9 protein-coding genes are annotated in these 12,661 nt (G+C 69.7%); 6 read left to right on the plus strand and 3 right to left on the minus strand.

Features of this window, described 5'->3' with window-relative positions; genetic code table 11:
- Nucleotides 1-35 precede the first annotated feature (35 nt).
- From ACWDTP_RS11595 to ACWDTP_RS11620, 6 genes are all read left to right on the plus strand, one after another.
- Nucleotides 36-2,690, plus strand: coding sequence for a circularly permuted type 2 ATP-grasp protein (locus ACWDTP_RS11595; RefSeq protein ID WP_450019677.1), 2,655 nt, complete (start codon nucleotides 36-38; stop codon nucleotides 2,688-2,690).
- Nucleotides 2,687-3,607, plus strand: a complete 921-nt coding sequence (locus ACWDTP_RS11600) for a transglutaminase family protein (RefSeq protein WP_450019679.1) — start codon at nucleotides 2,687-2,689, stop codon at nucleotides 3,605-3,607. Before ACWDTP_RS11595 ends, ACWDTP_RS11600 begins: the two co-directional genes overlap by 4 nt.
- The gene (locus tag ACWDTP_RS11605) at nucleotides 3,600-4,577 is read left to right on the plus strand and encodes a zinc-binding metallopeptidase family protein (RefSeq protein ID WP_450019681.1); all 978 of its coding nucleotides are present in this window, start codon (nucleotides 3,600-3,602) and stop codon (nucleotides 4,575-4,577) included. Before ACWDTP_RS11600 ends, ACWDTP_RS11605 begins: the two co-directional genes overlap by 8 nt.
- 64 nt (nucleotides 4,578-4,641) lie before the next feature.
- On the plus strand, nucleotides 4,642-5,472 hold the full coding sequence (locus tag ACWDTP_RS11610; protein ID WP_450019682.1) for a DUF3097 domain-containing protein: 831 nt from the start codon (nucleotides 4,642-4,644) through the stop codon (nucleotides 5,470-5,472).
- A 33-nt stretch (nucleotides 5,473-5,505) separates the two neighbouring features.
- On the plus strand, nucleotides 5,506-6,849 hold the full coding sequence (locus tag ACWDTP_RS11615) for a replication-associated recombination protein A (protein WP_450019684.1): 1,344 nt from the start codon (nucleotides 5,506-5,508) through the stop codon (nucleotides 6,847-6,849).
- Nucleotides 6,850-7,042: 193 nt separating this feature from the next.
- Nucleotides 7,043-9,802 (plus strand): ATP-binding protein, encoded by a 2,760-nt coding sequence (locus tag ACWDTP_RS11620; protein ID WP_450019686.1) that lies wholly within the window; start codon nucleotides 7,043-7,045, stop codon nucleotides 9,800-9,802.
- Here ACWDTP_RS11620 and ACWDTP_RS11625 read toward each other — a convergent pair whose 3' ends face one another.
- The 3 genes from ACWDTP_RS11625 to ACWDTP_RS11635 are packed head-to-tail and all read right to left on the minus strand — an operon-like array spanning nucleotide 9,803 to nucleotide 12,391.
- Nucleotides 9,803-11,353 (minus strand): UbiD family decarboxylase, encoded by a 1,551-nt coding sequence (locus ACWDTP_RS11625; protein ID WP_450019688.1) that lies wholly within the window; start codon nucleotides 11,351-11,353, stop codon nucleotides 9,803-9,805.
- 9 nt (nucleotides 11,354-11,362) lie between these two features.
- Nucleotides 11,363-11,956 carry a UbiX family flavin prenyltransferase gene (locus ACWDTP_RS11630; RefSeq protein ID WP_450019690.1) on the minus strand — a complete coding sequence of 198 codons (594 nt, stop codon included), beginning with the start codon at nucleotides 11,954-11,956 and terminating at the stop codon, nucleotides 11,363-11,365.
- 12 nt (nucleotides 11,957-11,968) lie between these two features.
- Nucleotides 11,969-12,391: a hydrogenase gene (locus ACWDTP_RS11635; protein ID WP_450019692.1), complete on the minus strand. Its 423-nt coding sequence runs from the start codon at nucleotides 12,389-12,391 to the stop codon at nucleotides 11,969-11,971.
- Nucleotides 12,392-12,661: the final 270 nt, after the last annotated feature.

Here is a 12,661-nt window from a genome sequence, read left to right on the forward strand (position 1 = left end):
CGTCGGTTCGGCCGGGTGCGTACCGTTCTCGTCTGATGGTGCTAGATGCGAGCGGTGTCGACGGTGTCGGCGTCGACGTTGACGGGGTGCTGGCCGGCTATCGCAGGACGCGGGCCCAGCAGGCCCTGTTCGACGTTAGGGACGCGCGCCCGGGCGGCGGCTACGACGAGTTCGTCGACCTCGGCGGCAACGTCCGCCCGGCCTGGCGCGAGCTGGCCGAATGCATCGGTGAGCGGGGTCGCGACGGGCTGGACCGGTTACGCGCCGAGGTGCGCGGCCTCGTCGACATCGACGGCATCACCTACATCCAGGTCGACCGCCACGGCGACGCGGTCACCAGCGGCGACGGCACCGCGATGCCGGGACCCTGGCACCTGGACGCCCTGCCGCTGGTCATCTCGGCCGCGGACTGGGACACCCTGGAGTCCGGTCTGGTGCAGCGGTCCCGGCTGCTCGACGCGGTGCTCACCGACATCTACGGCGAGCGGCGGTCCATCACCAGCGGCGTGCTACCCGCCCAGTTGTTGTTCGCCCATCCCGGCTATCTGCGGGCCGCGCGCGGCATCGTCCTCCCCGGGCGTCATCAGCTGTTCCTGCACGGCTGCGATGTCAGCCGCGGCGAGGACGGCGCCTTCCTGGTCAACGCCGACTGGACGCAGGCCCCGTCGGGTGCCGGCTACGCGCTGGCCGACCGCCGGGTCATCGCCCACGCCGTCCCCGACCTCTACGAGCGGATCGGGCCGCGGCCGGCCTCGCCGTGGGCCCAGGCGCTGCGGCTTGCCCTGATCGACGCCGCGCCAGAGGCCGCCGAGGAACCGTTCGTGGTGGTGCTCAGTCCCGGTATCCACTCCGAGACCGCGTTCGACCAGGCCTACCTGGCCAGCGTGCTGGGTGTGCCGCTGGTGGAGAGCGCCGACCTGGTGGTGCGCGACGGCACCCTGTGGATGCGCTCGCTGGGCACCCTCAAACGGGTCGACGTGGTGCTGCGCCGCCTCGACGCCGAGTACGCCGACCCGCTGGATCTGCGGCCCGATTCGCGGCTGGGGGTGGTCGGCCTGGTCGAGGTGTTGCGGCGCGGCGCGGTGACGGTGGTCAACACCCTGGGCAGCGGTGTGCTGGAAAGCCCCGGGCTGACTCGGTTTCTGCCCGAGCTGGGCAGGCTGCTGCTCGACGAGGATCCGGCGCTGGCGACGGCCCCGCTGTACTGGGGCGGCATCGACATCGAGCGTTCGCACCTGGTGACGAAGCTGTCCTCGCTGCTGATCCGGTCGGTCGGCGGTGGCGAACCCATCGTCGGTCCGGCGCTCACGGCGGCCGAGCGGGAGGCGCTGACCGCGCGGATCGAGGCCACGCCCTGGCAGTGGGTCGGCCAGGAGCTGCCACAGTTCTCCACCGCGCCGACCGACTACCAGGCCGCGGGGTTGGCGGCGGGCAGCGTCGGCATGCGGTTGTTCACCGTCGCGCAGCGTGGTGGGTACGCCCCGATGGTCGGCGGGCTCGGCTACCTGATGGCGCGGGGTAACGCCGCATACCGGATGAATACCGTTGCAGCCAAGGATGTCTGGGTGCGGTCACCGACCAGGGCGACCGCGGAGCGGCTGCCGGGCCCTGCGGTGGAGGTGATCGCGGCCCCGGTGGCCTCCAGTCCCACCCGGGCGGTCAGTTCGCCCAGGGTGCTGTCGGATCTGTTCTGGATGGGCCGCTACGCCGAACGCGCCGAGGGGATGGCTCGCCTGCTGACGGTCACCAGGGAGCGCTACCACGAGTTCCGCTACCGGCGGGATAGCTCGGAAAGCCAGTGCGTGCCAGTGTTGTTGGCGGCCATCGAGTCCATCACCGGCACCGGCACCGGCGCCCGCGACGACGCCGAGATGATCGCCGCGGCGCCGACGACGCTGTGGTCGGTGACCGCCGACCGGTACCGCCCCGGCTCGCTGGCGCAGTCGGTGGAACGGCTGGGGCTGGTGGTCCGGGCCGTTCGCGACCAGATGTCCAACGACACCTGGATGGTGCTGGCCGGTGTCGAACGCGCGGTGCTGCGGTCGGCGACCCCGCCCGAGTCCCAGGCCGCGGCCGAGGGATACCTTGCCGGCGCCCACACCCAGACGTTGGCCGGAATGCTGGCGTTGTCCGGTGTGGCCGCCGAGTCGATGGTCCAGGACATCGGCTGGACGATGACCGACATCGGCAGGCGCATCGAGCGGGGGCTCGGCCTGACCGCCCTGCTGCGGTCCACGCTGACGCAGGCGTACGGCCCCGGCGCGCAGCGTGCCGTCGCCGAGTCGGCCCTGATCGCCTGCGAATCCTCGGTGATCTACCGGCGGCGCAACCCGGGCCGGATCAGCATCGCCGCGATCGCCGAACTGGTGCTGTTCGACGCCGAGAACCCCCGCTCGCTGATCTACCAGTTGGAACGGCTGCGGGCCGATTTGAAGGCGATGCCCGGATCCTCCGGATCATCGCGCCCCGAACGTCTCGTCGACGAGATGACCACCCGGCTGCGCCGGCTCGACCCGGCCGATCTCGAGGTCGTATCGTCGGACGGCACCCGCAGCGAACTCGCCGCGCTGCTCGACGGGATGCAGTCGGGTCTTCGTGACCTGTCGCGGGTGATCACGGCCGCGCATCTGTCGCTGCCCGGCGGGATGCAGCCGCTGTGGGGGCCCGATGAGCGGCGGCTGGTTCCGTGACCGCGCCGACGCCGGGCGGCGCGGCCCGATGCTACGAGATCACCCATCGCACGGTGTACCGGTATTCCGCGGACGTCACCAGCTCCTACGGGCGCGGTTTCCTGACCCCGCGCGAACTGGCCTGGCAGCGTTGCCTGTTCCACGAACTGGTGATCGAACCCGAGGCGGCCGACAGCTCGACCAGCCGCGACGCCTACGGAAACACCAGCTCCTACTTCCATGTGACCGAGCCGCACCGCACGCTGAGCATCACCAGCCATTCGATCGTCGAGGTGGACCCGCCCGCCCCGGACCGCTATGAGGGCGCCTCGGCGGGGGCGCCATGGGAGCTGGCCCGCCCGGTCGGTGCCGACGGTGCGCTGGCCGCCGAGTTCACCCAGGACCTGGCACCGGCCGAAATCACCGATGCGGTACGTGAATACGCGGCACCGAGCTTCGCTCCGGAGCGGCCGCTGATCGAGGTATTGCGGGAGCTGACGACGAGGATCTGGACCGACTTCACCTACCGATCCGGTTCGACGACGGTGTCCACCAAGGTTTCCGAGGTGCTGGCGGCGCGTGAGGGGGTGTGCCAGGACTTCGCTCGGTTGGCCATCGCGTGCCTTCGGGCCAACGGGCTGGCGGCCAGCTATGTGTCGGGATATCTGGCCACCGATCCGCCCCCGGGCAGGGAACGCATGATCGGGGTCGACGCCACCCACGCGTGGGCGTCGGTGTGGACCCCGCGCAATGTGTGGCTCGGTCTGGATCCCACCAACGACCAGCTGGTCGACGAGCGTTACATCGTGGCCGGTTTCGGTCGCGACTACGCCGACGTGCCGCCGTTGCGGGGCATCATCTACACGGACTCGGACAGCAGCGCGATCGATGTGGCCGTCGATGTGGCGCCGTATCGGGAGAGGCTGTCGGATGCGTGATTTCACCTGCCCGAACTGCGGGCAGCGGCTGGCCTTCGAGAACTCGCTGTGCCTTGCGTGCGGCAGCGCGCTGGGATTCTCGCTCGACGATATGGCGCTGCTGGTGATCGACCGGGGAGAGTACCGGCTCTGCGCGAACCTTCACCTCGCGGAATGTAATTGGCTGGTCCGGGGCGATCGGTTGTGTATGTCGTGCGCGCTCACCCGGACCCGGCCCGCCGATACCGACACGGCGGCCATGCCCGCGTTCGCCGAGGCGGAACGGGCCAAGCGCCGGCTGATCGCCGAACTGCACGAACTGAAGCTGCCGATCGTCGACCGTACCGAGGACCCGGAGTTCGGGCTGGCCTTCGATCTGCTCTCCAGCGGACACCAGCAGGTGTTCACCGGCCACCAGAACGGGGTGATCACCCTCGACCTGGCCGAGGGGGACGACGTGCACCGGGAGCAGCTACGCATCGCGATGGACGAGCCCTACCGCACGCTGCTGGGGCATTTCCGCCACGAGATCGGCCACTACTACTTCTACCGGCTGGTGGCGCCGTCGGCGGAGTTCACCGCCCGGTTCGGCGAGCTGTTCGGCGATCCGGACGCCGACTACCAGGCGGCGCTGCACCGCCATTACGACGAGGGGCCGCCCGCGGGCTGGGCGGACGATTTCGTATCGTCCTACTCCACGATGCACCCCGCCGAGGACTGGGCCGAGACGTTCGCCCACTATCTGCACATCCGCGACACCATGGACACCGCTGCGGCATTCGGCCTCGCCCCGGCCGGTGCCACCTTCGAGCGCAGGATGTTGGGGCCCAGCGGATTCGACACGCTGATCGAGATGTGGCTGCCGATGGCCTGGGCGCTGAACATGGTGAACCGGTCGATGGGCCGCGACGATCTGTATCCGTTCGTCCTGCCGCCCGCGGTGCTGGAGAAGATGCGGCTGGTGCACACCGTGATCGGTCGCGCGGCCTAACAGCACGGTCACGATCGTATGTCGCAACGCCGGTATCGCCGTCGGGGTTCCTAGGATCGGCCGCGTGACAGATCGCTATGGCTCCGACGTACTCGCCCGAAACCCGCACACCCCGAAGCGGATCCGGTCCACCGACCAGCCCGCCGAACGGGGCCTGGTCGTCGAGGACGCCCAGAGCGGTTTCGTCGGCGCGGTGGTACGCATCGAAGGCGGCCGCGTCGAACTCGAGGACCGCAACGGCAAGGTCAGGGCGTTTCCGCTGGGGCCGGGTTTTCTCATCGACGGCAAGCCGGTGAAGCTCACGGTACCGAAACGGGTGAGCGCACCGGCGCGGACCGCGTCCGGATCGGTGGCGGTGCCGGGGGCCAGGGCCAGGGTGGCACTGGCCAGCCGGATCTACGTCGAGGGCCGCCACGACGCCGAGCTCGTCGAACAGGTGTGGGGCGCGGACCTGCGGATCGAGGGTGTGGTCGTGGAGTACCTCGGCGGCGTCGACGATCTGGTCGGCATCGTGGCGGAATTCACCCCTGGACCGGGACGGCGGCTGGGTGTGCTGGTCGACCACCTGGTCACCGGGTCCAAGGAGGCCAGGATCGCCGAGGCGGTGCGCCGTGGACCTGGCGGTGCGCACACCCTGGTGGTCGGGCACCCGTTCGTCGACATCTGGCAGGCGGTCAAACCGGCCCGGCTCGGGATCGAACGGTGGCCGGCGATCCCGCGCAGTGTCGAATGGAAGCACGGCATCTGCCAGTCGCTGGGCTGGCCGCACCGCGACCAGGCCGATATCGCCAGGGCCTGGCAGCGGATCCGGGGTCGGGTGCGTGACTGGAACGATCTCGACCCGGCGTTGATCGGCCGGGTCGAGGAGCTGATCGATTTCGTGACGCAGCCTTAGCCGCGGGTCCGACCCGCGTGGTATGTCTGGAGCGTGTCCGACAGTCTGTTCGACGTGCCCGGCGAGGCCGAGGCGGCGGCGCCCGGTGCGGCGCAGGCCGCGGCGTCCCCGCTCGCCGTGCGGATGCGTCCGGCCGGCCTGGACGAGGTCGTCGGGCAGTCACATCTGCTCAAGCCCGGCTCGCCGCTGCGCCGGCTGGTCGAAGGATCCGGCGCGGCGTCGGTGATCCTCTACGGTCCGCCCGGTACCGGGAAGACCACCCTGGCATCACTCATCTCGCAGGCCACCGGGCGGCGTTTCGAGGCGCTCTCGGCGCTCAGCGCGGGGGTCAAAGAGGTGCGCGCGGTGATCGACACCGCGCGCCGCGCGGCGATGCACGGCCAGCAGACCGTGCTGTTCATCGACGAGGTGCATCGGTTCTCCAAGACCCAACAGGACGCGCTGCTGGCCGCCGTCGAGAACCGGGTGGTGCTGCTGGTCGCCGCGACCACGGAGAATCCGTCGTTCTCGGTGGTGGCCCCGCTGCTGTCCCGGTCGCTGATCCTGCAGCTGCAGCCGTTGACCGCCGAGGATGTCGGCACGGTGGTCCGCCGGGCCATCGCCGACCCGCGGGGGCTCGGCGGCGCGGTCGCGATCACCGACGACGCGATCGACCTGTTGGTGCAGCTTTCGGCCGGCGACGCCCGCCGCGCCCTGACCGCCCTTGAGGTCGCCGCCGAAACCGCCGGATCGCCGGGTGGCGTCATCACCGTCGAGGTGATCGAGCAGTCGCTGGACCAGGCCGCGGTGCGCTACGACCGCGACGGCGATCAGCACTACGACGTGGTCAGCGCGTTCATCAAGTCGATCCGCGGATCCGACGTCGACGCGGCCCTGCACTACCTGGCCCGGATGCTGGTGGCGGGGGAGGACCCGCGTTTCGTGGCGCGCCGGCTGATGATCCTGGCCAGCGAGGACATCGGGATGGCCGATCCGAGTGCCCTGCCGACGGCGGTCGCGGCCGCCCAGACGGTGCAGCTGATCGGGATGCCCGAGGCGCAGCTGACGCTGGCGCACGCCACCGTGCACCTGGCCACGGCGCCCAAGTCGAACGCCGTGACGACCGCCCTCGGTGCGGCGATGAACGACATCAGGGCCGGTAAGGCCGGCCTGGTGCCACCGCATCTGCGCGACGGCCACTACTCGGGCGCACAGAAGCTGGGCAACGCCGTCGGCTACCGGTACTCCCACGATCACCCCGATGGGGTTGTGCCGCAACAGTATCCACCCGACGATCTGGTGGGTGCCGATTACTATCAGCCGACCGGGCGCGGGGCGGAACGTGAGATATCGACCCGGCTGGACAAGCTGCGCGCCATCATCCGCCGCCCGCGCTGACGTCGGGCTGACGCCGCTCGGTGAACCCGAACGCGGGCACCGTCGTTACTGCGGTGTGTCGGTCATCTGGGGCCAGCGCCCGGCGGGCGGAATGGCTATTGACGAGGATCTTCGGCAAGCTCAGGATTACCTCGCGGCGCGGGCTGCGCACCGCCCCGGCAGCTGTCGAATGGATCGCGACGGATACGGACCGATGATCAAGCGCCCCCAGAAGGGCCTGCTGGGCAGGCAGCATGAGCAGGAGGTGCTGGCCCAGCTGCTCGACCGGGCCCGCGACGGCCACAGCGGCGTGCTGGTCATCCGGGGCGGGGCGGGCATCGGCAAGACCGCGCTGCTCGAATACGCCATGGCCCGGGCTTCCGGACTGCGTTCACTGCACGTCAGTGGTTCGGAATCGGAGATGGAACTGGCATACGCCGGTCTCCATCAGTTGTGTGGACCGTTGCTGGACAGACTCGATCGGCTGCCGCCCCCGCAGAATCGTGCGCTGTCGGTTGCCCTCGGCCTCGTTGACGGTGAACCGCCGGACCGGCTCATCGTCGGGCTGGCCGTGCTCACCCTGCTGGGCGACGCGTCCGGTGAGCGTCCGACGATCTGTGTCGTTGACGATGCCCAGTGGGTCGATACGGCGTCGCTGCAGGCGCTGGCTTTCGTGTCGCGCCGCCTGCTCGCCGACCCCGTGGTGATGATCTTCGCCGCCCGCGAGCCCGGGCTCGACAACATCCTCGACGACCAACCCCAGCTCGTCCTCGGCGGACTCGACATATCCGATGCGCGCACACTGCTGACCTCGATCCTGCCCGGCCGGCTGAACGAACAGGTACGCGAGAACATCCTCGCCGAGGCGGCGGGCAATCCGCTCGCGCTGCTCGAACTGCACCGCGTCGTGACGCCCGCGGAACTGGCGGGCGGCTTCGGACTCGCCGGTGCCGGTCAGTTGGTCAACCGCCTGGAGCAGGGCTTCCGCGACCGGCTCGGCCGGCTGCCGGACCCGACCCGGACGCTGCTGCTGATCGGCGCGGCAGATCCGACGGGGGAGCCGAGCTGGCTGGCCTCGGCCGCCAAGAACCTCGGTGTCCCAACGGATGCCATCGAGGCCGCCGAGGCGGCCGACCTGGTCTCGGTCGGCAGTCGGGTCCGGTTCCGCCACCCCCTCGTGCGGTCGGCGGTGTATCGGAGTTCGCCGCTGTCCGAACGCAGGCGGGTACACCGGGCGCTTGCCGACGTCGTCGACGGCCCCAATGGCGGTGCGCACCGCGCCTGGCACCTCGCCAACGCCGCGCCCGCACCCGACGAGGGAATCGCCGAACAGCTCGAGCGTTCGGCCGAGCACGCGCATGCCCGCAGTGGTGTCGCGGCCGCGGCGGCCTTCCTGGAATTCGCCGTCGAATTGACGCCGGACCCCGAGCGCCGAGCGCGGCGCACACTGGCCGCGGCGCAGGCCAAATTGGACGCCGGAGCCCCCGAGGCGGCGTCCAAGCTGCTGATCGGTGCGCGCCACGCCACCTCGGACACGCTGCTGAGCGCGCGGATCGACCTGCTGCGGGCACGGTCGGCGTGCCCGTCCGGGCGTGGCGGCGATATGACATCGCTGCTGCTGCAGACCGCGGGCCGGCTCAGGGATATCGACACCGAACTGTCCAGGGACACCTACTGCGAGGCGCTGGTGGCGGCGATACTGGCCGGGCGGCTGGCCGGTGCTGCGGACACCACGGCCGTCGCCGTGGCGCGGGCCGCCCGCGACGCGGCGCCCCCGGTGGAGGCGCCGCGGATGGTGGACCTGCTGCTGGATGCGCTCATCGCGCGGATCGTCGACGGCTATGTCAGCGCCGCACCGCTGCTCCGACGGGTGGTGCGGAAGTTCCTGTCGGAGGACGCGGCCGACTCGGTCGACAAGCGGTGGTACGACGCGGCCGTGCAGGTCGCCATGGATCTGTTCGACCATGACGCGTTCGAACGGATCGCCAACCGTCAGCTCGAATTGCTGCGCGGTGCAGGGGTTCTGGCGCAACTGCCGGTGGGGCTCGGCTCGCGCGCGACGATCGACGTGTACCGGGGGCGTTTCGTGGAGGCGGCCGCGTACCTGGCCGAGGCGGAGGCCGTCGCCACCGCGATCGGTGGTCATGTGCTGCGCCGCAGTGACCCGCTGCTCGCCGCGTACCGCGGGCAGGAGCAGTACTGCAAGGACATGGTGCGGGCCACGACCGAGTCCGAGGCCATCGAACACGGTCAGGGCTTCTCGATCGCCATCGGGGTGTACGCACTCGCGGTCCTGCACAACGGGTTGGGGCATTATGCCGAGGCGTTCACGGCCTGCGAGACCGCGCTGCAACACGACGATCCCGGCGTGGCCGGGCATGTGCTGGTGGAAATGGTGGAGTCCGCGACCCGCTGCGGTGACCTGCGGGCGGCGGGTGCGGCGCTCGGTCGGCTCGTCGAGCGGGCGCAGGCCGCCGGTACCGACACCGGTCTCGGGCTCGCCGCGCGGTCCCGCGCGCTGGTCGGCGACGGACCGGCCGCCGAGGACGAGTACCTCAGCGCCATCACGCATCTCGAGCGCAGCCCAGCGGTCGTCTACCTGGCCCGCACCCACCTGGTGTACGGGGAATGGCTGCGGCGCCAAGGCCGCCGGGTCGAGGCCAGGACGCGGCTGCGCACGGCGCACGGCATGTTCACCGGGATGGGTGCCGACGGCTTCGCCGAACGGAGCCGCCGCGAGTTGGAGGCCACCGGCGAATCCGTCCGCAGGCGAAACACCGATGCGGCCGGTGCACTCACCACGCAGGAGAGCCTCATCGTCCGGCTGGCCGGGCAGGGCCACACCAACTCCGAGATCGCCGCGCAGTTGTTCATCAGCCCGCGCACCGTCGAATGGCACATGGGCAGGATCTTCACCAAACTGGGTATCTCCTCGCGTCGGGATCTGCGCACCGCCGCGGTGCCCGCCGGGTGACTACACGTCCGGCAGCCGTCGGCTGAGCCGCTCCATGGTCAGCAACTCCCGCCGGGCATCGTCGAGATAGGGGATCCCAATTCCGTATTCCTCCCAGCGGGCCGCGATCCGGGCCTCCAGCTCCGGGGAGATCGTGTTGACCGCGGGGTAGTGGCGGCCACCCCACTCCGGCCTGGGTTCGAACTCCCAGCTTCGGGTGGCGTCGATGAGCACCCGATGCCATTCGCCGGAGCCGTATTTGGCCATATTCGACTTCTCGTGCGGGGTGGACGGGTCCAGCGGTGAGCCGAGTGTCGGTCCGTAGAACGTGATGTCGCCGTAGCCGGCGTTGACCCGGTACGCCAAGGCCCAGTCGAGCGCCTCGGGATCGTGGATGTCGATGTCCTCCTCGACGACCAGGACGTTCTTGTAGAACCAGATCGATCCGCTGGTTCCCCACAGCGCGGACGCGACCTGCTGGGCGTGACCGCGGTAGGCCTTGTGGATCTGGACGACGATGTTGGTGCCGTTGGACACCTGCGACATCCACACGTCGGTGACGCCGCGCACCCCGAGGCTGTCCAGCAGGTTCCAGGCGATCGCCGAGCGCGCGTAGTTGATCATCGAATCCTCGACGAGGAAGCCCGGCCGCATCCCCTCGAGCGAACCGCGCAGCACCGGGTCGTCGCGGTGGGTGATCCGGGTGACCCGCAGGACCGGAGTCGGGGCGGCGTGGCGGTCGAGGTATCCCGGATATTCGGCGAACGGGCCCTCCACGGCGAAGGTGGCCGGGTCGGGATCGAGATAGCCCTCGACGACGATCTCGGCGTTGGCGGGCACGTGCAGCGGTACCGTTTCGCAGGCCACCAGGTCGACCGGCCGGCCCAACAGCGCGCCCATCATGTCCCACTCGCAGACGTCTTTGGGGAACGGGCTGCCGGCGCAGAACGGCAGCACGTCGTGCCACCCATAGACGACCGCGACCGGCATCGGCTCCGGTTTGTACTGCTGCAGATGGCCGCCCCAGCCCTGGATCGGTGCCAGCAGTTTGACGATCTTGTCGCGGTCGATGATCTGGCCGCGGTACAGACCGATGTTGTCGCGTCCGGTCACCTTGTCCTCGGTGACCACGCCACAGAACGTGTCGAGGTAGCGACCACCATCGGTGCCATGCCATTTCGGGGCCGGGAACTGCCAGAGGTCGATGTCCCCGCCCTCGACGATGTTGTCCCTGACCGCACCGGTCGGCACCACGCGTGGCCGGATGGGTTTCGTGAAGGCCTCCTTGAGGTGACGCACGATGGCCGCATCGCCGGTGTCCGCGGGCAGGCCGAGCATCAGCAGGATCTGGCGCCGGTTACCGATCCCGGCGGTGAAGAACTTTCGGCACAACGTCTTCTCGTGGTCGGCGATGTTCTCGAACAGCAGCGCGGGACCGCCGAGCGACAGATTGACCCGGGTGATGGCGCCGATCTCCTCATCCCAGTCGACGGCGGCGGTGACGCGGTGCAATTCGCCTGCCGCGTCGAGCGTGGCCAGCCAGCTGCGCAGGTCCGGGTCGGTTGTGCTCATATGCTCTCCTCAGACGAGTTCGGCGGGTTCGCCGTTCACGGACGGCCGATCGTCCTTCCAGCGCTCGATCAGCGAATGTTCTATCCCGAACTGGTCGAGGACCCGGCCGACCACGTGGGTCGTCACCTCCTCGATCGAGGTGGGTCGGGTGTAATAGGCCACGGTCGGCGGAAAGATCACGGCGCCGGCGCGGGCTAGGTGATGCATGTTCTCCAGGTGGATTTCGCTCAACGGGGCCTCGCGCGTCACCAGGACCAGCCTGCGGCGCTCCTTGATCGTCACATCGGCGGCGCGGGTGATCAGGTTGTCGCTGAAACCGATCCGGATGGCGCTCAACGTCTTCATGCTGCACGGGCAGACGACCATGCCGTCGGTGCGGAACGACCCGCTGGAAATGCCCGCGGCGAGATCGCCCGCGCTGTACACCCGGGAGGCGAGAGCCCTGACCTCGTCGACGCAGTGGTCGGTTTCGAGCTTGATCGTGGCCCTCGCCCAGTCGCTGAGAACCAGATGGGTCTCCACGCCGAGCGTGGCCAGGGCCTGTAACAGCCGGATCCCGAGGGCCGCGCCGGTCGCTCCGGTCATGGCCACCACCAGACGCATCGCCGTCCCCTCTCAGCGACTCTGGCGGCCGGTCAGGCCCCACAGGATCAGCACGACGGAGGTGAGGAACGCGTAGCGCATGCTGCGGAAGCCGAGCAGCACAACGCGTTCCTGCCGCGGCGTTCCGTGATGGCCCTCCGACAGCGTCGGGTTGGCGGCGGCGGTACCCAGCGCCGCACCCAGTGTGGTGAACAGCCAGTTGCCGTACGTGCCGTACAGCACGGTCCACCGGGCCGCCCGCTTGACCTGCGGCGGTAGGTCCACCTGGTCCCATACCGCACCCAGGGCCATCACGAAGGTGCCGTTCATGACGCCTTCCAGATGCGCCGACAGCGCCATCCGCATGTTGACGAACCGCCGCTGCTGCGTGCCGGTCACCAGGCCGAGCAGAAACAGGACCACGCCGTGGCGGATCATGCGCCGGTCAGATGTCATGACCCGACCCTGGCACCGCCGTGGTGCGAAAGCACCCGTAGAAAACCCGGGTTCACCGAACCCGGGCCGGCTACGGGTGCTCGCGGGCCGTTGTCGGTGATTGAGTTGTCACACACCCTGGAAGGAGACATCGTGACGGTGAACTCGAATGGAAATGGTCGCCCGGCCACGCCGGGCGGCAGGCTCACCACGATCGCCGGCGCACCGGTCGTGGACAACAACAATGTGCAGACGGCCGGGCCGCGCGGGCCGATGCTGCTGCAGGACGTG

Source organism: Mycobacterium sp. NPDC003449 (assembly GCF_053588415.1).